19 protein-coding genes are annotated in these 23,303 nt (G+C 34.3%); 7 read left to right on the forward strand and 12 right to left on the reverse strand.

All coding sequences use genetic code 11. The features are described from left to right. Positions 1-67: 67 nt before the first annotated feature. A complete protein-coding gene (locus tag MHH42_RS27350; protein WP_000439394.1) occupies positions 68-1,507 on the reverse strand; it encodes a glycosyltransferase family 39 protein in 1,440 nt (479 codons plus the stop codon). A 379-nt stretch (positions 1,508-1,886) separates the two neighbouring features. On the opposite strand from MHH42_RS27350, the gene MHH42_RS27355 reads away from it, so the two are divergent. Both MHH42_RS27355 and MHH42_RS27360 read left to right on the forward strand, forming a co-directional pair. Further along, positions 1,887-2,270: a GtrA family protein gene (locus MHH42_RS27355; protein WP_000413274.1), complete on the forward strand. Its 384-nt coding sequence runs from the start codon at positions 1,887-1,889 to the stop codon at positions 2,268-2,270. A 36-nt stretch (positions 2,271-2,306) separates the two neighbouring features. Next, on the forward strand, positions 2,307-3,278 hold the full coding sequence (locus MHH42_RS27360) for a glycosyltransferase family 2 protein (RefSeq protein ID WP_000413116.1): 972 nt from the start codon (positions 2,307-2,309) through the stop codon (positions 3,276-3,278). Between the two features lie 30 nt (positions 3,279-3,308). Here the strand turns inward: MHH42_RS27360 and MHH42_RS27365 are convergent, their stop codons facing one another. Beyond that, a complete protein-coding gene (locus tag MHH42_RS27365) occupies positions 3,309-4,181 on the reverse strand; it encodes a TetR/AcrR family transcriptional regulator (RefSeq protein WP_070174014.1) in 873 nt (290 codons plus the stop codon). 152 nt (positions 4,182-4,333) lie between these two features. Between MHH42_RS27365 and MHH42_RS27370 the strand changes: the two genes are divergently transcribed. Both MHH42_RS27370 and MHH42_RS27375 read left to right on the forward strand, forming a co-directional pair. Beyond that, positions 4,334-7,450: an efflux RND transporter permease subunit gene (locus MHH42_RS27370; protein ID WP_016107335.1), complete on the forward strand. Its 3,117-nt coding sequence runs from the start codon at positions 4,334-4,336 to the stop codon at positions 7,448-7,450. Positions 7,451-7,583: 133 nt separating this feature from the next. Then, a protein-coding gene (locus MHH42_RS27375) for an IS1182 family transposase (protein ID WP_445286052.1) occupies positions 7,584-9,046 on the forward strand; the annotation gives its coding sequence in 2 pieces (ribosomal slippage) (positions 7,584-8,145 and positions 8,145-9,046; 1,464 coding nt in all). A gap of 23 nt (positions 9,047-9,069) precedes the next feature. Here MHH42_RS27375 and msrB read toward each other — a convergent pair. The 6 genes from msrB to lytS form a co-directional block, all read right to left on the reverse strand. Next, complete coding sequence (gene msrB / locus MHH42_RS27380) at positions 9,070-10,035, reverse strand: peptide-methionine (R)-S-oxide reductase MsrB (protein ID WP_000290143.1); 966 nt, start codon at positions 10,033-10,035, stop codon at positions 9,070-9,072. A 91-nt stretch (positions 10,036-10,126) separates the two neighbouring features. Continuing rightward, entirely contained in the window at positions 10,127-11,170 is a 1,044-nt protein-coding gene (locus tag MHH42_RS27385; protein ID WP_001166022.1) for an AI-2E family transporter, read from the reverse strand. Between the two features lie 317 nt (positions 11,171-11,487). Next, on the reverse strand, positions 11,488-12,180 hold the full coding sequence (lrgB, locus tag MHH42_RS27390) for an antiholin-like protein LrgB (protein ID WP_000168869.1): 693 nt from the start codon (positions 12,178-12,180) through the stop codon (positions 11,488-11,490). A gap of 34 nt (positions 12,181-12,214) precedes the next feature. Further along, entirely contained in the window at positions 12,215-12,646 is a 432-nt protein-coding gene (gene lrgA, locus MHH42_RS27395) for an antiholin-like murein hydrolase modulator LrgA (protein WP_340894674.1), read from the reverse strand. Between the two features lie 132 nt (positions 12,647-12,778). After that, positions 12,779-13,519: a LytR/AlgR family response regulator transcription factor gene (locus MHH42_RS27400; RefSeq protein WP_000921837.1), complete on the reverse strand. Its 741-nt coding sequence runs from the start codon at positions 13,517-13,519 to the stop codon at positions 12,779-12,781. Beyond that, complete coding sequence (lytS, locus tag MHH42_RS27405) at positions 13,497-15,266, reverse strand: two-component system sensor histidine kinase LytS (RefSeq protein WP_000933603.1); 1,770 nt, start codon at positions 15,264-15,266, stop codon at positions 13,497-13,499. The genes MHH42_RS27400 and lytS overlap by 23 nt, the downstream gene beginning before the upstream one ends. A 327-nt stretch (positions 15,267-15,593) precedes the next feature. Between lytS and MHH42_RS27410 the strand changes: the two genes are divergently transcribed. Next, the gene (locus MHH42_RS27410) at positions 15,594-16,889 is read left to right on the forward strand and encodes an MFS transporter (RefSeq protein WP_001028013.1); all 1,296 of its coding nucleotides are present in this window, start codon (positions 15,594-15,596) and stop codon (positions 16,887-16,889) included. A 59-nt stretch (positions 16,890-16,948) separates the two neighbouring features. On the opposite strand, the gene MHH42_RS27415 is transcribed toward MHH42_RS27410, so the two are convergent. Beyond that, on the reverse strand, positions 16,949-18,517 hold the full coding sequence (locus MHH42_RS27415; protein ID WP_001242400.1) for a BCCT family transporter: 1,569 nt from the start codon (positions 18,515-18,517) through the stop codon (positions 16,949-16,951). A gap of 365 nt (positions 18,518-18,882) precedes the next feature. After that, positions 18,883-19,953 (reverse strand): nitric oxide synthase oxygenase, encoded by a 1,071-nt coding sequence (locus tag MHH42_RS27420; RefSeq protein WP_000047638.1) that lies wholly within the window; start codon positions 19,951-19,953, stop codon positions 18,883-18,885. A gap of 215 nt (positions 19,954-20,168) precedes the next feature. Here MHH42_RS27420 and sodA point away from each other — a divergent pair, with 215 nt between their 5' ends. Then, positions 20,169-20,795: a superoxide dismutase [Mn] gene (gene sodA, locus MHH42_RS27425; RefSeq protein WP_340894677.1), complete on the forward strand. Its 627-nt coding sequence runs from the start codon at positions 20,169-20,171 to the stop codon at positions 20,793-20,795. 88 nt (positions 20,796-20,883) lie between these two features. Here the strand turns inward: sodA and MHH42_RS27430 are convergent, their stop codons facing one another. Further along, positions 20,884-21,777, reverse strand: a complete 894-nt coding sequence (locus tag MHH42_RS27430; protein WP_139138359.1) for an NAD-dependent epimerase/dehydratase family protein — start codon at positions 21,775-21,777, stop codon at positions 20,884-20,886. 94 nt (positions 21,778-21,871) lie between these two features. Next, the gene (locus MHH42_RS27435) at positions 21,872-22,462 is read right to left on the reverse strand and encodes an AmiS/UreI family transporter (RefSeq protein ID WP_070174015.1); all 591 of its coding nucleotides are present in this window, start codon (positions 22,460-22,462) and stop codon (positions 21,872-21,874) included. Positions 22,463-22,834: 372 nt separating this feature from the next. Between MHH42_RS27435 and MHH42_RS27440 the strand changes: the two genes are divergently transcribed. Then, positions 22,835-23,236, forward strand: coding sequence for a hypothetical protein (locus MHH42_RS27440; RefSeq protein ID WP_016107338.1), 402 nt, complete (start codon positions 22,835-22,837; stop codon positions 23,234-23,236). The last annotated feature ends 67 nt before the right edge of the window (positions 23,237-23,303 follow it).

The following is a 23,303-nucleotide window of genomic DNA, read 5'->3' on the forward strand; positions in this document are numbered from 1 at the left end:
GCTTCCAAAAGGTTTCATATGCTCCCTTTTGAAACAATTGCTTTTTTTATTTATCCTTTTACTATATCTACATCTCTTTTTTGTTGTATATATAATTAATACCAAAAGCAGCTAGAAGTATCATAGGTATTGTAGCTGAATAATGATATCTCGGTGCCACTTCTACTATCATTTGTGCCATTGTTAGCCCAATTGTATATAAACAAATAATGAAAAGTGAAGATTTATTTTTGTTTTTTATAGCTAATAATGCTCCGAACAATGAAGTAGCTAGTAAAAAGTAATAAAAAACATTCGTTATTATATTATATCGTACTTCATGATCTAGTCCTGGCCCTGCATATGAGACAGCTTGACTATCGTTACCTAAAAAGATAATAAATTTATCATAAAATAGTTTCCCGAAATCTATATTATCGTTTTTTATCCTCTTTTTAGCTTCTTCGAGCATTTGTTTTTGAGCATCGTCTGCGCTCCATCCTGGTTTATCACTGTAATAAAATAGTAGGTCTGAATCGGCTTGGTTCCATGATCCTGAAGCCGCCTTATTAAATCCTACATGAATATTGTACCCTGGTACTGATGCTATATCTTCACCTAAACGTAATGTTATATAATGATTTATTGCCGAAGAGAGCATTAAGTATGTAATAACGATAACACCTACATAAGTTATCTTGTTAATAAGCATCTTTTTATTACCGATATGTTTTGTATCTATAATAAACATCCATATTGCTAAAGCTATAATTGGTACTGCTGCAATTGGCCTTACCATATTCATTAAAGCAAGTAATACAGCTAATAGAATTGAGTACACAACAATCTTTTTAATAGTTATATTTTGGAATTTCTCATGAATAACTAACATAATTGCCCAAGTTAATAACAATATTGTACAATAAAACGGTTCTGAAATTGCAAACATATTATAAATTGTTTGCGATGGCAAGAGAATCCATAAAACACTCGCTGTTATAGCTGTTCTCACTCCACCAATTTTTCTAGCTATAAAATATATTAATCCCATTGATATTGTAGTTAAAACAACATTAATAATAGGTGGAATCATATAGCTTGACCCGAATATTTTTAGAAAAATACTTAAGAATGAAGCATAACCAAAAATATGTGGAAATAACGCTACATATCTACTGCTAATAACAAAATCTTGTCCTAACGCCTCTGCAGTATAGAAAAAGGTTGCATAATCACCAATTGGATGAATCTTGTAGGTAAGAATCCATGCCGATTTAACTATTACACAAAGAATTAACAATGCCGAAAGACATATTTTCTCGTTTACTCTTTCAAGATATAGCGATCCCTTTCTAAGTATAAAGTTTCCGATCGTACATAAAAATAAAAATCCGACTAGTATCATTACATAATTATATTTTCCAGTATTTGAGAAATAATCGAAAATTAATATAGCAACGAAAAAACTATAAATGCCATATACAGCACGCGTAGAAAAAGTTGATAACCCTGTTGAAAACCTTTCCACCAAAACTCACTCCTTAAACTATTTATAAAAAAAAAAATTATATTTTCCCAAAATATAATTTTATAGTGTCTATTCCTATCCATTCTATACTCTTTGATTAATGACGCACATTCAAAAAATATATTTGAATTACACTACCTGCTACTATACCTTAATATAATCATAATTTCCATATTTGATTTTATATTACGCAGTATTCAAATTATAAATAACAATTCCTTAATTATTAGAAAAACTATTCTATAATTTCAAAATAACATCCATTTAAAACATATAACACCTTAATACAAACTATGTTATAATTGGTAATTGTGAAATATAAACAATAACGCTGTTCACCTATTTTATTTATATATTCTATAAAAATGAGGATAATATTATGGAAAAACTCTTAAAGTTTGGTTTAGTAGGAATCTTTAATACACTCATTACAATTATTAGTTTTGGGATATTGGTAAAGCTCGGGATGAACTATCTTGTTGCGAATACCATTGCCTATTTAATTGGTGTTGCCAATAGCTATTATTGGAATAAAAATTGGGTGTTTAAACCTAATAATAAAAGCACGTCAATGTTCTTTAAATTTCTAACTGTAAATTTAATTGTATTGGCTTTTAATACATTATGTTTGTTTATATTAGTAGATAAACTTACCTTTAATGCATTTATTGCACAAATCTTCGCAATTGGTGTTGGAATGGTTATAAATTTTATCCTTAATAAAATTTGGACATTCAACCAAACTGAACAGGCTACCAATTAAACTTAAGCAACTTATTAAAACTACGGAGGATACAACATGGAAAAATTAATTTCGGTTGTAGTTCCTATGTACTTCGAGGAAGAAGTAGCACAGGAATGTTATAATCGTTTAAAGTCCGTTATGCTTCAAAATAATATTAATTATGAATTTGTCTTTGTAAACGATGGCAGTACAGATCGTACAATGGACATTTTATCTGAGATTGCAGCAAATGATTACCGTACAAAAATTGTTAATTTTGCACGTAACTTCGGACACCAAGTAGCTGTTACAGCGGGTATTGCTGCTGCAAAAGGTGACGCTATTGTAATTATAGATGCAGATTTACAAGATCCACCAGAAGTTATTCCTGAGCTTATTGCCAAATGGGAAGAAGGATATGAAGTTGTTTATGCAAAACGTAAACAACGTAAAGGTGAAACTTGGTTTAAACTTTTAACTGCTAAATATTTCTATAAATTCTTAAACTATATGTCTGATATCGATATCCCAAAAGATACAGGTGATTTCCGAATCATCGATCGCAAAGTTGCTGATGTGTTCAATCAAATGACAGAACGAAATCGCTTTATTCGCGGTATGATGTCTTGGGTTGGCTTCCGCCAAACGTATGTTGAATATGAACGTGACGAGCGTTTTGCTGGTGAAACAAAATATCCATTAAAGAAAATGATTAAATTTGCATCAGATGGTATCATTGCCTTTTCGACAAAACCGTTACGAATTGTTATGTCTTTAGGCTTATTATCAGTTCTCATTTCTATAATTGTCTTGCTGTATACAATTACTGTGAAAATCATCGGTGATGGTACTCAAACAGGTTGGGCATCCATTATGGTTGCTATTACATTCTTTAGCGGTATTCAGTTACTTGGTCTTGGAATCGTCGGTCAGTATATTGCTCGTATTTATGACGAAAGTAAAAACCGTCCGATTTATATCGTGAAAGAGACAATCAATATTGAACAAGAAGAGGCTGCACAGAAAAAAGAAAAAGTGAATGCATAATAAAAAAGGTAACAATGAAAACTATCATTGTTACCTTTTTATATTGTAATACCCCATAAGTCTCAAACGGAACTCTTTTAAATTTGGGTATACATCTAAATTAGACAACATCCCTTGAATGACTGGGACCCTTGGATTTGGCAATCTCATTTCTGCCTCTAAAACATCTAGCGTAATAAGTAATTCATCATCTTCTAATTGATCAGCTAATGTACACTTAAAAACAATTATTTCTTTTAAAAAATGCTCCTTAACTTGTTCTTTAATAAGCTCTGATTTACAAAGAAACTCTCCAAGTCTTTCTTCATGTAAAACAGGTTCTTCCGAAGATTCTATAAGTCCATCTACTAAATGATCCACCCTTTTTAAAATAAAAGCCGATACATAGGACAAATCAATTTCTGGCGCTTGTAAAATAATTAATTCTAAATATCCACGGCAGATCCCTTCTACCATAATTACTAAATCTAATAAATACGGCATAACCTTGTCACCATAAATAGACAACAAACTATTTCGATAAAATGCATGAGATTCCAATTTCATCCGCATCATAAATTCTTCTACTTCTTTATTAAATGGAATAGCATTTTCCCTCGCATGCATAATAATAAATTCCTTATGCTTTTGTATATCATTAAACTGGCAGCACAATTGTTTTTCAAATTTTTCACGCGGTAATAGTGATTCTTTTTCAATATCCGTCATTTTATTTTGAATCTTGTCATAATAATATCGAAGTGTTGCTAATAAAAGCTCATCTTTCGATTTAAAGTATAAATAAAAAGCTCCCTTAGATATACCACAAGCTGTCACAATTTCCTGCACTGATGTCGCATTTACACCCTTAGTCGCAAATAACTTCATAGCCATCTCTATAATTAAGCGCTCTTTTTCTTTCATATCTTCTCTCCTACGTTTAATCTCGCATCATATTATAAACTCGAATTTGATTTTATTATACCATCTCTTTTCATTGACTACTGACCAATCAGTCAGTTATATTATGTATTAGACTGACCAGTTGGTCAATACGATATAAAGGGAGCGCAAACATGAACAAAATCATCAATTTCTCATTAAAAAATAAGTTCGCAGTTTGGCTACTAACCATTATTGTTACCATTGCAGGGATATATTCTGGGCTTAATATGAAACTGGAAACAATTCCTGATATTACAACACCTGTTGTAACAGTAACTACGGTTTATCCTGGTGCTACACCAGAAGAAGTAGCTGACAAAGTTTCAAAACCGATGGAAGAGCAATTGCAAAATTTAAGCGGTGTAAACGTTGTGAGTTCATCATCTTTTCAAAACGCATCTTCTATTCAAGTAGAGTATGATTTTGATAAAAATATGGAAAAGGCCGAAACAGAAATTAAAGAAGCTCTCGCGAATGTGAAACTTCCTGAAGGCGTAAAAGATCCGAAAGTTTCACGAGTAAACTTTAATGCCTTTCCTGTTATTTCGTTAAGTGTAGCAAGTAAAAATGAATCTTTAGCTACGTTAACAGAAAATGTAGAAAAAAATGTTGTTCCAGGATTAAAAGGACTTGATGGTGTTGCATCTGTTCAAATTTCAGGTCAACAAGTAGATGAAGTACAACTTGTTTTCAAGAAAGATAAGATGAAAGAATTAGGTTTAAGTGAAGATACTGTAAAAAATGTGATTAAAGGATCGGATGTATCTTTACCACTTGGCTTATATACATTTAAAGACACGGAAAAATCAGTTATTGTAGATGGAAATATTACAACAATTAAAGCATTAAAAGAGCTAAAAATCCCAGCTGTACCTTCAGCACCTAGCGCTCAAGGTAATCAAAATGCTGGAGCCGGTGCACAAACGCCGCAAATGAATCCAGCCGCTATGAATGGAATTCCAACAGTTACATTAGACGAAATTGCTGACATTAAAGAAGTTGGGAAAGCAGAATCTATTTCTCGAACGAATGGAAAAGAAGCCATTGGAATTCAAATTGTGAAGGCTGCTGATGCAAATACGGTTGATGTTGTAAATGCAGTGAAAGATAAAGTAAAAGACCTTGAGAAAAAATATAAAGACTTAGAAATCATCTCAACATTCGACCAAGGTGCACCGATTGAGAAATCGGTTGAAACAATGCTTAGCAAAGCAATTTTCGGGGCTATCTTTGCGATTGTTATTATTATGTTGTTCCTACGAAATATCCGAACAACATTAATCTCTGTCGTTTCTATACCACTTTCTTTATTAATTGCTGTTTTAGTTATAAAGCAAATGGATATTACCCTTAACATTATGACGCTTGGAGCAATGACAGTCGCTATCGGACGCGTTGTCGATGACTCAATTGTTGTTATTGAAAATATTTACCGAAGAATGTCGTTATCAGAAGAGAAACTACGCGGAAAAGATTTAATTCGTGAAGCTACGAAGGAAATGTTTGTCCCAATTATGTCTTCTACTATTGTAACCATTGCTGTATTCTTACCTCTTGGACTTGTAAAAGGTATGATTGGTGAAATGTTCTTACCATTCGCCTTAACTATCGTCTTCGCTTTATTAGCATCGTTACTAGTAGCAGTTACAATCGTACCAATGCTAGCTCATTCTTTATTTAAAAAAGAGAGCATGAGAGAAAAAGAAGTACATCATGAAGAGAAACCAAGTAAATTAGCAAACGGTTATAAACGCATACTTGCATGGGCTTTAAATCATAAAATCATTACATCAAGTATCGCTGTCCTTCTATTAGTTGGTAGTCTCGCACTTGTGCCGATTATCGGTGTAAGCTTCTTACCTTCTGAAGAAGAAAAAATGATTATTACAACATACAATCCAGAGCCAGGTCAAACATTAGAAGACGTTGAAAAAATTGCAACGAAAGCTGAGAAGCACTTCCAAAATAATAAAGACGTCAAAACAATTCAATTCTCATTAGGTGGCGAAAACCCAATGAGTCCTGGTCAATCAAATCAAGCAATGTTCTTCGTTCAATATGATAACGATACGAAAAACTTTGAAAAAGAAAAAGAACAAGTCGTGAAAGATTTACAAAAGATGTCTGGAAAAGGCGAATGGAAAAACCAAGATTTCGGAGCAAGTGGCGGTAGTAATGAAATTAAACTATACGTTTACGGAGATAGCTCGGAAGACATTAAGCCTGTCGTAAAAGATCTTCAAAATATCATGAAGAAAAACAAAGATTTAAAAGACATAGACTCTAGTATTGCAAAAACATATGCAGAGTACACTTTAGTAGCAGATCAAGAAAAGCTAAGTAAAATGGGTCTAACGGCCGCTCAAATTGGAATGGGTCTTTCTAATCAACATGATCGCCCTGTTTTAACAACAATTAAAAAAGACGGTAAAGATGTAAATGTATATGTAGAAGCTGAAAAACAAAATTATGATACAATCGATGATTTAACAAATCGAAAAATTACAACACCACTTGGCAATGAAATTGCTGTTAAAGATGTGATGACTGTAAAAGAAGGTGAAACTTCTAACACAGTAAAACATCGTGATGGTCGCGTTTATGCAGAAGTTAGTGCGAAATTAACATCGGATGACGTTTCAAAAGCATCTGCTGCAGTTCAAAAAGAAGTAGATAAAATGGATCTTCCTTCTGGTGTAGACGTTTCTATGGGAGGCGTTACAAAGGATATTCAAGAATCATTCAAACAACTTGGCTTAGCGATGTTAGCTGCGATTGCCATTGTATACTTCGTTCTTGTCGTTACATTTGGTGGTGCCCTTGCACCATTTGCGATCTTATTCTCGCTACCATTCACAATCATTGGTGCACTCGTTGCCTTACTAATCTCTGGTGAAACGTTAAGTGTATCTGCAATGATTGGTGCGCTTATGTTAATTGGTATCGTTGTAACAAACGCAATCGTGCTTATTGACCGTGTTATTCATAAAGAAAATGAAGGTTTATCCACACGTGAAGCATTACTAGAAGCTGGTGCTACACGCCTTCGTCCAATTTTAATGACTGCAATTGCAACAATCGGGGCTCTTATCCCGCTTGCATTAGGATTCGAAGGCAGCGGCTTAATTTCTAAAGGACTTGGTGTAACAGTAATTGGTGGATTAACAAGTTCAACGTTATTAACACTTCTTATCGTTCCAATCGTTTATGAAGTATTAAGCAAGTTTAAAAAGAAAAAAGTAAAATAATAAAAAAATAACCTCGCAATTAGCGAGGTTATTTTCAGGCTGTGGAGAAAGTCTTCTCCACAGCCTGTTTATGTGTCTGAACCTCTTTTTATGTGTCAACACTGATAAAAAAGAGGTAAAGGAGAGATTTTTTATGATGGGTGCTTTAAAAAATCATCGTGATGAGCGTGTATCCGTTTCTGTAGAAGAATTAGTTCCGCAAGACCATTTCCTTCGTGCGATTGAAGCGACAATCAGTTTTGATTTTATTGAGGAAAAGTTACGCCCTTATTACTGTGAAAACAATGGTCGTCCGTCAATTCACCCTATCGTTTTATTTAAGATGATGTTTATCGGATATTTTTATGGTATTCGTTCAGAGCGACAATTGGAAAAGGAGATCAAAACGAATATTGCCTACCGTTGGTTTCTAGGTTTTTCTCTATCAGATACAATTCCAGATCATTCTACAATCAGTTGGAATCGCCGTACTCGTTTCATTCATACAAATATTTTCGAAGAAATTTTTGATGAGATTGTGTGTCAAGCGACCGAGCACCGTATGGTGGGAGGACGTGCGTTGATGACAGATTCTACACACATTAAGGCGAATGCCAATAAAAATAAATTTGTACATAAATATAAAAAAGAAAAGGCAAAGTTCTATATAGATGAACTAGAAGCTGCGGTAATCGAAGATCGTGAGGTACATGGAAAAAAGAATTAAGACCTAGAAAGGAAAGTGATACCCCCACTAAAAAAACTCGTATCAGTACAACGGATCCAGATAGTGGATTTTTAATGAGGGATGGAAAACCGAACGGTTTTCATTTCTTAGATCATCGTACGACTGATGCGAAATATAATATTATTACAGATACCTATATAACGGCTGGAAATATGGCGGATTCCGAGCCGTATTTAGCACGTCTACAAGCTCAAACTAATAAATTCGGATTCAAAGTTGAAGCTGTAGCTCTTGATGCAGGCTATTTTACAGGTTATATCTGTAAGAAACTATCAGAACAGAATATATTTATGGTGATGGGGTATCGCCGATTTGGAAAGCGAAATAAAGACGTTCCGAAAAGCCAATTTAAATATGTAAAAGAAATGAATGTATTTGCTTGTCCGATGGGATGTATTTTAGAATATACGACAACGGATCGCGAAGGATATCGTCAATATAAATCAAATCCAGAAGACTGCGCTGTTTGTCCGCTACGTGAGGTATGCTTTTCAAAAAAACAAAAACAAAAAGTTATCACTCATCATATATGGGAAAAATATAAAGATATCGCTAGAAAAAACAAACTAACAGCTACAGGGAAAAGACTGTATAAAGTACGCTGTTCAACTATAGAGCGAAGCTTTGCGGATGCCAAAGAACTACATGGCTATCGATATGCTCGGTTTCGAGGGCTGAAGTCTGTCCAAATGCAAGCTTACCTCACCGCAGCTTGTCAAAACATGAAAAAAATAGCCCTTCACCTAACCAAAAAAGGTCTGGTGGAGGGCTGTTTTTCTAAAATTTATTATTTTATATTGTTTTCATTTACTAAAATTAAAAAGGATTGCAGAATGTTGGGAACCCTAAAGGGTTTCCCAACACTCTGAAAATAACCTCGCAATTAGCGAGGTTATTTTTTATCTCCAAACAAGATTAGGCAATCCCCATATCCTTCTTTCTCTAACTCCCGTTTTGGGATAAATCGAAGAGCTGCTGAATTTATACAATAACGAAGGCCATTTGGTCCTGGGCCGTCTGGAAATACATGCCCAAGATGTGAATCTCCTTCCTTACTTCTCACTTCCGTGCGCGTCATATTATGACTAACATCCATTTTTTCTTTCACACTAGCTGACATCACCGGTTTCGTAAAGCTCGGCCAGCCACATCCACTATCAAATTTATCTATAGAAGTAAACAATGGCTCGCCTGAAACGATATCTACATAAAGACCTTCTTCTTGATGGTTCCAATACTCATTTCGAAATGGTGGTTCTGTACCGTTTTCCTGTGTTACATAAAACTGCATCTCATTGAGTTTTTCTTTTAAATGAGCATTATCCTTTGGCCAATGTTGCTTAATAAAAGCATCTCGTCCCGATCCTTTACGATATAACTCATAGCGGAATGTATTTTTCTTATGATATCCTTGATGATATTCTTCAGCTGGATAAAATGTAGCAGCTGGCAATATTTTTGTCGCAATTGGCTTTGAAAAGCGCTCACTCTTCGCAAGTTCTTCTTTTGAAGCCTCTGCCTTTTTCTGTTGTTCTTCATTATGATAAAAAATCACTGTTTCATAAGACTGTCCACGGTCATGGAATTGTCCGCCGACGTCAGTTGGATCAATTTGTCTCCAATATATTTGAAGCAACTCTTCATACGGCATTTTATTTGCATCAAATGTAATTTGTACCGCTTCATAATGTCCCGTCGTTTCTGAACAAACTTCTTTATAGGTTGGATCTTCTTTATGACCACCTGTATAGCCAGAAACAACCTTTATAATACCTTCCATCTCTTCAAATGGCGAAACCATGCACCAGAAGCACCCGCCAGCAAATGTAGCCAATTCTATCTTTTCATTTACAGCCATTATTTCACCCCTATTCTATATTCTTCTTACAGTATGGCATAAGAAACATAATGTTATAAAAGAAAAAGCATCGAATATCGATGCTTTTTCTTTACTTCACTCTATTTTTTTCAATATCCCTCTCCATTTCATCACTCGTTACATCTAAAACATCTAATAAGAAAATGAAGATCGGAATACCGATAATAAGTCCCCACACACCTAAAAAGTGCTCTGAGAAAATTAATACCATAAACGTATAGAAAATCGGTAAATTTGTTTTTTGGGACATAAACTTCGGATTCAATACGTAACTTTCAAGTGCATGAATAACTGTTACGATAATTAAAATATAAACAACGTACATAATACCGCCGATATTGTAAGCAATCATACAAAGCGGGAATAACGAAATAATAACCCCAGCTACTGGAATTAAACCAAGTAAGAAGATCATTAACGCTAAACCTAATAATTGTGGAAATCCTAATATCCATAATGCAATAACAGATAAAACACAGTTAACAACCGCAATTAAAAATTGTGCTTCAATTACTTTTCCAAATGAACGTGCAAATTTCTTTCCGAAGTACTCAATTTCATGATAGAAAATTGCAAGCCTGCTTTCTTTAAACTTTGCAGTAAAAGCAACGATACGGGCCTTTTCCAACAAGAAAAATAAACTTAAAATTAAAGAAAGTAAAACTTGAAGACCGAACTTCCCAACATTCGTAATAGATTTATACAAAATGTCTACGCCTTGTCCTACGTATTTCGAAAGTTCCATATGATTGACAGCATTAACCGCATACTTAATCAATTCACTATCCGGTGGATTTCTTAAAAATACGTTAAATTGATAAATCAATTGTGAAATTTGTATCGTTAATACTGGTAAATATTTAAATAGTGTAATAGCAATTCCACCAATTAACATTACGTATAGAAATGCTATAATGAGTTTTCGATTAATGGGCATAAAATTATCTAATTTGCGAGAAATAAACTTTTGGAATCGATCCATTAAATACGTAAGAATAAACGTAATTAATATTAAATTCAACATACTTTGCAACCCATATAACACGAGAGCAAGTATTACTAATACGAGTAACCTCTGAAATCCTTTGCTTTGAAACAGGTTTTTTATTTGCATAATCGACGAGTACTCTCTCCTGTCCTATAAAGTAAAACGTTAATAAGTAGATTTCTCTCTATTTTCTACCTATAATTTATTCATTCATATGAAGATGAGCTATCATATAATTCCTAAAACCATACAGTAGCTTACTTCTTATTTTACAATACAATGACCTAATTCAAAACGTATTCTACACAGTATTAATGAAGATTTAAGGAAACTTGCATTTTGCTAACAATAGGTCTTACCACTACTGTAACATAAAAAGCAAGCCATCAGTAGGAATGTGTCCTACAAATAGCTTGCTTTTCTCATTTTTTAAGTAAGTTTTACTATCCAATGAATGGCATGAACATCGGTATGACGACAACTGTTACAACCCCAACTACTGTTACAGCAATACTTGCCATAGCTGCCTCTACTTCACCCATTTCAATTCCTACCGCAACACCTAATGCATGACCTGCTGTTCCAAGTGCTAGACCTTTCGCAATTGGATGTTTCACTCTAAATGTTTTTAAAAATAATGCTCCTAATGCGTATACGATAACTGCGTTAAAAATAACTGCAAACGATGTTATGGCTGGAATACCACCAATACTTTCAGAGATTGGTAATGCAATTGCTGTTGTTGCTGCCTGTGGTAACATTGAATTCATTACTGCTGTATCTAAACCAATTGCCTTTGCTACAATGAATACGACAATTACTGAACAAATAGATCCAACCACGATAGCCGATAAAATTTGCCACCAATATTTTTTTAACTTATCAACTTGTTTATATAATGGAATGGCAAATGCGATTGTTGCTGGCTCTAAGAAGAAACTAATCATTTTTCCGCCAGTATTATATTCTTCAAAAGTAAAATTACCTACCTTTAGAAAGACAATCCCTAATACCATTGCCACGAATAACGGTGTAAATAAGAAGAATCCTTTTGAGTGCTTAAATAATAATGTGCCGATTCCGTATGCGATTAATGAAACGACGATTCCGAAATATGGAGTCATTGTACTTGCCATGTTCATTACCCCCTAACAATATATACTAAAATGGTTACGCAACTTTTCCGTGCTTGCGTCCTTTATTGACTACTTTCAATTCTTTTGTATCTTTTGTTTCTTTGTCATCTTTTCCTAAAATAAATTGTGCAAATAACCCTGTTACAGCGAGTAAAATAATTGTTGCGACAACAATTACAGTTAGTATTTGTACAAAATATTGTCCCATTACACCAAGAGAATTAATAACTGAAATACCTGATGGGACGAAAAGGAATCCGATAATACCTGTTAAAGCTGTTCCGAGTGATTCAACCTGCTCTAATTTAATAACTTTTAAGCATAATAGACTAAATAAAATGACTAACCCGATTACCGATGAAGGCATCGGAATTGGTAAATGTGTTGCAATAATATTAGAAATTAACATAATAGCTGAGAATATGAATGCTTGTGATAAAAAACTATATACTTTTTTCATACTCATTTTGGCCACCTCTTTCGATTTGGTACCTTTATTGTATAAGATGTACACGTTTTGGTAAGCGTTTACAAAACAGAGCGTCACATATACAGAATCAGTTACAAAAATAAGAGGATGAAATACAAAAGCTGCTTCTTAAATACGAAGCAGCTTTTTAAGTTCTTTTGCATATGTACGGCTAACAGGTACTTTTGATCCTTCTTTCATAATTAAATTATAAGTAGAATTGAACCACGGCTGCACTTCTGTAATATGATTAATATTTGCAATAAAACTACGATGAACACGCATAAAACTTGTTTGTGGTAACTTCTTTTCCAAAATTACAAGTGTATCGTGTGTTACATATGTTTCCCTCATTGTTTTTACTGTTACTTTCCCATCTACGAGTCCTACATATATAATATCTTCAATATTTACAAGTACGATTGATTCCTCAATTGGCAATGCTAATTTATGCATCTCTGCTGTTACATCTGTCCCCTTTATTTCTTGCTTCGTTTCTATTTTCGCTTGTTTTTGCTTTTTATATTTCTTCAATGTCTGTACAATGCGTTCTTCATCGAATGGTTTTAAAATATAATCTAACGCATCTACTTCAAATGCTTGTAATGCGTATTGATCATAGGCCGTTGCAAATACAATCGCAGGAGGATTTTTCATCTTTTTTAATATATTTGCGATTTCAAATCCATTATCATCGGATAATTGAATATCCAGAAATACAATATCTGGTTTATGGTTCATTAGTTCCTCTAATGCGTCTTCCACACAATCAGCCTCACCAATTATCTCAACTTCTTTCGTTCTTTCTAATAAATATTTTAGCTCATCACGTGCTAACATCTCATCATCAACTACTAATACTTTTAACAACCCGTTCTTCCTCCCCTACTTTTTTTGGAATTATAAAGGTAACCTCCGTCCCCTTATTTAATTCACTTTCAATATGAAGCATCGTGTCTTTCCCAAATAAACCGACTAGACGTTCATTAATATTATATAAAGCTGTTCCAGTCCCTTTCTTTGATGAAACTACCATTTTCCCTAATTGTTCTAAACGTTCTATCTCAATTCCCTGCCCATTATCCCTCACTTCAAAGTGAACCATACCTTCTCTTTCAAACACATGCACTTCTACTTCGCATACTGGTTGTTTCTTTGGAAAAGCGTGCCGCAATGCATTTTCAACCAATAATTGAAGAACAAATGGTGGTACTAGAGTTGTCTTTAGCTCTTCCTCAATATACAGCTTTACTCCATACTTATTTGGGAACCTTGCTTGTTCTAGTGATAAGTATGCCTGTACATGGTTTAATTCTTGTTCTAGTGGAATCAATAACTGACGTGCCCCTTGCAAATTACAGCGGAAATACACACTAAGCTGTAATAATAACTTCCTTGCTTTTTCTACATCGGTTCGGCATAAAGCTGATACTGTATTAATCGCATTAAATAAAAAGTGCGGGTTAATTTGTGCTTGTAATGCTTTTATCTCCGCATCTTGCAATAATTTGCTTTGCAATTCAGCTTCACCTAATTCAAGTTGTGTAGAGAATATTTTTGCCAGCCCTTCTGCTAATTCCTCTTCCACACGACTTAACTGGTTAGGATTTTTAAAATACAGTTTTAATGTCCCTATCGTATTTCCATGTGAAGTGAGTGGAATAACGATCGCCGCTTGCAAAGGACAACCTTCATGTTGACAATTAATAACCTCACGTGATTTTGCTTTCATTATTTTCCCTGTGTTTAACACTTCTTTCGATAAACCAGTTATTAAACTATGTGAAGGAATATGGTGATCTGATGCTAATCCAACATGAGCTAATATTTTCTCTGTATCTGTTAAGGATACCGCATCTGTTCCTGTAAAGCGGTGAATAATTTGTGCCACATGCTTACACGATTCTTCTGTTAAGCCTTGGCGAAAATACGGTAACGTTTTATCAGCAATACGTAATACCTTATGGGTCTGAAGCGCCTTTGCGTTCTCTTCCTGACGCAAAATAGCTTGTATCATAGAAAGTAAAATAAAACTTCCAAAACTATTTACAAGGATCATTGGTATCGCAATTGTTTTCACAATACTAATTCCATCCTCTACAATTAATAGGATCATAATCATTTCTAAAGAAACGATAACAACACTTAAAATTGCTGAAAACTTAGGTGTAATTGTACGGTTATATTTTTTGAAAATGTATCCGATATACCCTGTTATAATCCCTGCTAAAATAGAAGAAATTGCACAACTTAGCGCTGTCGTACCACCGAGCATATAACGATGAATACCAGCGATAACTCCTACCCCAACTCCTACGATTGGTCCACCAAGTAAACCACTAATACCCACACCCATAATACGTGTATTCGCAATGGTACTTGATGAAGAAACACCTTGTAGCCAATTTTCATTCATAATCGTATTTCCTGCTATTTCAATACCAGTGTAATTGCTTACAATTGTAAACACAGAAAAAATACAAATAAGCTTAAGCTTATCTACATATCCGTCCTGCCTATGGAGAAGGCGCCTAAACGTTTTAATATGAGAGAGTAAAAATCCTAAAATAACGATAAGTCCGACGCGTTCAATCATCATGAGTACTAAATTTAACATCTTTGATTCATTCCTTTTTATTTAGTTAGTTTTATTATGGGAAAATAACGAAGTAGGCGTCAAGAAGAATGAAATGTTTTTTGAAATATTTTACACATGGAAATCTCCTCTTTATTTGACAATGTAATAGAAGAGTGCTAAAAATAAAGTAATATCATACAGTCCTTTAACCCAACCCCGTGAGGTTGAGAAGGAAGTCGGAATACAATATACGTATGTTCTTTTTTAGAGATACGTATGCTTTTTTGGCCTTCTCATCATATCAGGTGAGAAGGCCTTTTGTTATTCTTCCATAGCGACTGTAGAAGAAAATAAGGAGGAATAATAATGAACATTACCACTGATGTACAAACAACAGAGGAGACGAAAGAGAAAAGATATAAAACACTGTTTGGTTCTGCACTAGGATACGCCGCAGAAGGTTTAGATATGCTGCTCTTATCTTTCGTACTCGTTTATATTTTAAAAGAGTTTCATTTAAGCCCTGTTGAAGGTGGAAACTTAACATTAGCTACGACAATTGGTATGCTAATTGGTTCTTATTTATTTGGGTTTATCGCTGATTTATTTGGTCGTATCCGTACAATGGCCTTCACCATCTTACTATTTTCACTAGCAACAGCACTCATTTATTTCGCAACAGATTACTGGCAATTATTAATTCTTCGCTTTTTAGTTGGAATGGGAGTTGGTGGTGAATTCGGAATTGGAATGGCCATCGTAACTGAAACATGGTCAAAAGAAATGCGTGCTAAGGCAACATCGGTCGTTGCACTTGGATGGCAATTTGGTGTTTTAGTAGCTTCACTTCTTCCAGCATTTATTGTCCCGCATTTTGGATGGAGAGCTGTTTTCTTATTCGGACTAATTCCAGCTTTACTAGCTGTTTATGTACGTAAAAGTTTAAGTGAACCGAAAATATGGGAGCAAAAACAACGCTACAAAAAGGAATTGTTACAAAAAGAAGCTGATGGTATTTTAACAACTACTGAAGCAGAACATCTAAAACAAATAAAAAAATTCCCACTTAAAAAGTTATTTGCAAATAAAAAAGTAACAATAACAACAATTGGTCTTATTATTATGTCGTTTATCCAGAACTTCGGATATTATGGGATTTTCACATGGATGCCAACTATTTTAGCAAATAAATATAACTATACATTAGCAAAGGCGAGCGGTTGGATGTTCATCTCTACGATTGGCATGCTCATTGGAATTGCAACCTTTGGTATTCTGGCCGATAAAATTGGTCGTCGTAAAACTTTTGCAATCTATTATATCGGTGGTACTATATACTGTCTTATTTACTTCTTCCTATTCACAGATTCAACATTATTATTATGGGGAAGTGCATTGCTCGGATTCTTTGCAAATGGAATGATGGGCGGATTCGGAGCCATTTTAGCTGAAAACTATCCCGCCGAAGCTCGCTCTACAGCGGAAAACTTTATTTTCGGTACAGGACGTGGTTTAGCTGGATTTGGCCCTGTTATTATCGGTTTACTCGCTACAGGCGGAAATTTACTTGGAGCATTATCCTTAATTTTCATCATCTATCCAATCGGATTAATTACAATGTTATTATGTGTGCCAGAAACAAAGGGAAAAGTATTAGACTAAACGAAAAAGAGGAAGCATCTCATTTAAAATGCTTCCTCTTTTCAGTGTTTATTTATCATTCATTTTGATTTACTAGCTTTCTGGAATAAGAAAGCAGTTTTATCTTTTTCTTGTACAATGCCTTGCTTCAATGCTAATTCTCCTGCAACTTTAGGTGCCAGCCACAGCATCGGGAATAACAAAATTGATACCGGAACAGCTGTCACTACAATGAAAGATTGTAATGCATTAATGCTTCCTTCTCCCATATATAAAAGAATTGCTGCAACTGCTCCCATAATAAGCGACCAAAAAATTCGCAAGCTAATTCTAGGATCTCCATCTCCAGTCACTGCCATTGAAATGGAATAAGCCATTGAATCTCCTGTTGTTACTACAAATAAAATTGTTAATAAAAGAAATGCCGGTCCAATAATATTAGATAGTGGCAGTTGCTCTGTAATTGCAATCATAGCTGCTGGCATACCAGATTCACTTAAAGCGTTCGAGATAGATCCAGGCTTCATTAATTCATAAAATACACCCGATCCCCCCAATATAGTGAACCAGAACGTTGTAATAATAGGTGCAATAATTCCAATTGCAACGATGATTTCGCGAATCGTTCTTCCTCTTGAAATTCGACTTACTAAAATTGCCATCATTGGTCCATATCCAATAAACCATCCCCAGAAAAAGATTGTCCAAGATCCTAACCAACCTGTATCCCCGCGGTATGTGCTCATTGGTATAAACTCATTTATATAAAACCCAAACGAAGAAACAAATGAATCAATAATAAATCCACCTGGTCCAAAGAATAACACAAACACCATCAATAAAATCGCTAGTTTAACATTTAAATCACTTATTATTTGAATCCCTTTATCAATACCCGTTACCGCAGATATAGTAGAAACAGCTACCACACAAATAATAATTGCTAATTGAGTAGTAAACACGTCGGAAATTCCGAATAATGCTTGTAAGCCATAACTTGCTTGTAAGCCTAAAAATCCGATCGGACCAATTGTTCCTGCAGCTACTGCAATAATTGCAAATGCATCAATCATCGTTCCAAGCAAACTCTTTCGCAACTTCTCTCCAAAAATAGGATATAAAAGCGTACGAGGTTTTAACGGCATACCTTTATGATAATGTCCATACATCATAACTACCGCACTAATTGTACCTAAAATCGTCCAAGCTAAAAATCCCCAATGCATATAACTTTGTGCTAAAGCAGGCATGACTGCTTCTTTCGTTCCAGCAGATATACCTTCATGTATTGGTGGCACCGTCATCAAATGGTACATTGGCTCTGCCGCTGCCCAAAAAACGCCACCTCCGGCAAGTAGTGTAGACATAATAATAGCAAGCCACTTTGCCGTACTAATCTCAGGTTTTTCTAAATTACCTAGTTTGACCTTCCCATATTTCGAGAATGCCATACACATCGCAACAATAAATGTACCTAACAATAAAATCTGCCAAAAAGCCCCGAAGTACTTAATTGAAAATGCAAAACTGCGATTAATAGCTCCCTCTACATAACCTTTATTTAAGAAAACTGCGATTACAAATAATAAAAGCGAACCACCACTAATAAGAAATACAGGCCAATCTGTTTTTTGATTCTTCATCCTCATTTACACATCCTCCTTCCTCAGCAATCTAAAAAAACAACTTTATTATGTTTTCTTGTTTAAATCCAAAACACAATTATTATATAAATATAATAATTCATCAATTTTCCACATACTTATGTTGTCCCTAAAAATATGCTAAACCCCTTATTTAAAAGAAACATTCTATTCCTCTTACATAAAAAAGCAAAACAAAAGACCTTATATGTCTATAAGGTCTTCGAAACAGAAATTTGATTATAACATAAGGAACTCCCTGGTTCAAAAAGCTCCTGCCAAAAATAACCGAGAGTAAAGGCTTCCATTTGCTACATAACAGTAATTAAAAAAATTTTATATTTTACAGGAAATCCCCCCTATACTAAATATTATTTATGAAAGAAATTTGGCTTCAAAATATCATTCGGATACGGTTTATGATAAATATGAGTGGCAGCTGGCGATAATGGCGGTATTAACCATACCCAATTTCCTGTTACAACGCGACCACAGGCAGCTTCTTGCTTCTCAAATTGCTGAAATTGTTGTGCAGCAGTATGGTGGTCAACAATACTAATTCCTTGTTTTTTAAATGAATATAATACAGCAATGTTCAACTCAATTAATGCCTTGTCTTTCCATAACGTGCTATTTCTTGATGTATCTAAATTCATCATTTCTGCAACTGCTGGAAGTAAATTATAACGATCCTGATCAGCTAAGTTCCGAGCTCCAATTTCCGTCCCCATATACCATCCATTAAACGGAGCTGCCGTATAAGAAATACCACCAATCTCTAAACGCATATCTGAAATCATCGGCACTCCATACCATTTCACTTCTAAAGATGAGATTGGGTAATCTGGATGCTCAATTGGTACTTCTTTTACTTCTTCTTTTGGAATTTCTTTATATATAGGCTCTTTTCCATCAACAGAAAATACAAGCGGTAATACATCAAAATTCGTACCTTCTCCTTGCCAGCCAAGTTCCTGACAAAAATCCGTAAATGTAGCGGAATGAGAATCACCGATTACTCCCATTTCTGTTTTATATCCTGCATATCGAATTAATTGATGATTATAAATTCGTATATTATTTTCTTCACTTTCATATTGCTTAAAAATTGTAATTGTCGGTTTAACTTTCCCGTCGTTCGTTGCATATTTAATGTGATGAATTAACGCATTATATACACCTTCTTCATCATTCACTTCACGTGCATCTAATATGTGCATCTTACTCCAGAATAGCCTTCCAATACATCTATTACTATTACGCCATGCCATTCGCGAACCATGAACAAGTTCTTCAAATGTATGCTCATACGTTCCCGTTCTCTCTATTTCCATGTGAATTTCTTTTATACGCTCTTCTATGAATTGCTCTTTATTAAGCTCTTTATAGCAAGTAGTAATAAAATTACTCGCTTCCTCTATTAATTGTTTCGTTTTACTCATAAACAATCTCCTTCTATTTCAACAAACGCTACTAATTTACAGTATAAGCAAAAAGGATAATAGTCACAAACGAAAGTGAAAGTGTTACTTTTATTGTAATATTTTCAGAAAATTATAGAAATCTCTCTTGACTTCTATGAAAAATAAGTGTATTTTTGACTCAGGTAAAATATTTTTACCTAGACCAACTTTTAAACTAGAAAGGAGGTAATATTATGTCTTCATTTCAATTGCCAAAGCTTTCATATGACTATGATGAATTAGAGCCATATATTGATAGCAATACACTTTCTATTCATCACGGAAAGCACCATGCGACATATGTAAACAATTTAAATGCTGCTTTAGAAAACTATACTGAATTACATAATAAATCTTTAGAAGAGTTACTATGTAATTTGGATGATTTACCAATGGAAATTATTACAGCAGTTAGAAATAACGGTGGTGGTCATTATTGTCATAGTCTTTTTTGGGAAGTGATGAGCCCTCGAGGTGGCGGCGAGCCTAATGGAGACGTTGCAAAAGGAATTGATTATTATTTCAATACCTTTGACAACTTACAAGACCAACTGTCCAAAGCGGCCATTAGTCGTTTTGGAAGTGGATATGGATGGCTTGTTCTTGACGGTGAAGAACTTTCTGTTATGAGTACACCGAATCAAGATACACCTTTGCAAGAAGGGAAGATCCCGTTACTCGTCATTGATGTATGGGAACATGCCTATTATTTAAAGTATCAAAATCGGCGCCCAGAGTTTGTTACCAACTGGTGGCATACAGTGAACTGGAACCGGGTAAACGAGAAATATTTACAAGCAATTCAATCACAAAAACATTAGTCGTGCGTATAAGGTAAATTCGGTAATGTAAAATCAGTATTGTCGAAATCCTCCAGAATCCCCCGGATTGCCACCGGGGGATTTATGATTACTTCATTGTATTTATGTAATGGCGTAAAATATTTTTCATTTCTAGTTTCAACTCTCGGAATGGAAATCCCAATTCACGAGCCTTTTCATTATGTAACGTACAATTAATTACTTCATTATAAGGCGCTTTATTATCTCCTACTTCTTGAATGAGAGCTTTTATCCCCGTATTTTCTTCTATGAAACGAATAACTTCTCTGGTAGAAACTACCCCGTTGCTACAAGCATTAATCGGCCCTTCTATGTTTTCCATCCCACACCAAGCTAAAAACTCTCCTGCTTCTTTCTCATGTATAAATGCCAAATCTCCATCTACATGATCCACAACGATAGGCTCTTGTTTCACAACATGTTCAACGTAAAATTGTAATCTTTTCGTATAATCGTTTTCTCCAATAACAACTGGAAAACGCACTGCAACAACTGGGAATGCTGCATGTTGAAATACAACTGCCTCAGCTAATCTCTTACCTTCACTATAATTAAAATCATTCCTATCTCCATACGTGATTGCATACTCATATGGATTAAAGTCCTCTTCTAACAGACCTAGCGCAGGCTCATAGACAGCCATTGAAGATGTCATAATATACTTCTTAGTTTTTCCTTTTAACACTTCACATGCTCTCTTCGCTGCATTTGAGCTATAGCATAAATTATCGTATACAATATCATAACTTTTACCTTCTAAACGCTTTGCTAGTTCTTTTTCGTCTTCTCTATCTACGATGATTCTTTTTACTGCACTTCCAAAGGAATCTTTAGTAACTCCCCTCGTCGCAATCGTTACATCATGTCCAACTTGCAACAGTACTTCTACTAAATGTTTACCAAAAAATCTTGTTCCCCCTAGTACCAATACTTTTTTCATCTTCATCATCCCCGTTTTCATAAATTGTAAAATACTACCTCCTTTATTATAAATGCTAAAATAAAAAAACATGGAATCAGTTTAACGATTCCATGTTTTTTCTACATATGACGCATTAACGTACTCGATATTTAAAAATACAATAACAGAAATATAAAATAGAAATTACTGATACATAAACCCATAGTTCATATACAAATCCCTCTCCCCAAACTCCCATAAAATAAAAGAGTGAAGGCAGTGTCAATGTTATCCATGATTGTACGAAAGCAATTCTTCCAAGATATTGATTGATATTCTTTTTTTTTGTATTTAATACAAAGAATAAATACCAAAGCAATGCCCACATAAACCATGTTAACGCATTAACAACATCGTTGAATTGAACAAATGAAACGACCATATAGAATAAAGCAATAATCGCTACCCAAATACAGAACCATCCTAGACCACTACTATCCATTCCCTTTATAAAAGTAACACCTACATATAAATAGGTTAATCCAAATAAAAAGGTAGCTGAATATGAATATACCGTCCAATTACTTTGATCAGAAATCATAATCAAATAGAACGGAATGATAATTTGTAATGCCCCCACAAATAAATTAAAAACACCTGCGCTTTTCATCTCTGCTTTTCCTAATATAACAAGACTATTTAAAAATAAAGCTGCACCTGAAAGTAATAATCCTACATAACCCATATATATTCGTGTGAAAATCTTATCTTTTCACACTTTTAACCTCCCCACACTTTAAAGTGATACCTATATTATTTTTCTTCCCATTTAAAACTACATACATAATTTTTCATCTGAATAAGTCAGACTTCCTACCTTAAAAAAGAGCAAACTTAAAACGCTTTCAATAATAAATAACCCTATCAAAATATGCAATAGGATTCCTTGATTATAAACGGACTCTAACAAGGATACAAGTGTTGGAATACTTTTCAATCATACGTTTTTAATTTCTATAAAAAATGAATAGAATGATACATTTTCCCTATCTCATTCTACTAATGCCTAGCATAAAATATAGTACAATCATATCATTTTAAGGAAGGTTTGATATTTATGCCTCTTCATTATCCAAATCAACCTGTTTTTCACTCCACAGGTGTATTAACAAGAGAGCCTGCAACTGTTTCAGCAGTAGTAAACATTGTAAATTTAGATGCATTTTACGCACACTATGTAAGTATAGAGGTTTGGGATTGGTCTAACTATTCTAATCCTGTAAAATTACCTGTACTAATTGGTGAAAATGCGGAAGTAGTATTTCCATATATTTCACAAAGGAACAACTTAGCAGTTTTTTATGCTGATTTAGGTGACGCTGTTGACTTGTATGAAATTCGTATTTCTTATCCTAGCCACTCCAATATTATCGCAAATTGTTTTGGACGAAGCATACCGCCATACGCAAGCCAAGAAGGTAATACCGTATATCATAAACAACTTGTTCGAATTCATTAAGTTCTCTTTCCAAATCACCAATTTATAAAAGCATTCAATAGATTAAATTCCTATTGAAGTGCTATGG

Source organism: Bacillus sp. FSL L8-0099 (assembly GCF_038006385.1).
In the GTDB taxonomy this organism is placed as follows: domain Bacteria; phylum Bacillota; class Bacilli; order Bacillales; family Bacillaceae_G; genus Bacillus_A; species Bacillus_A toyonensis.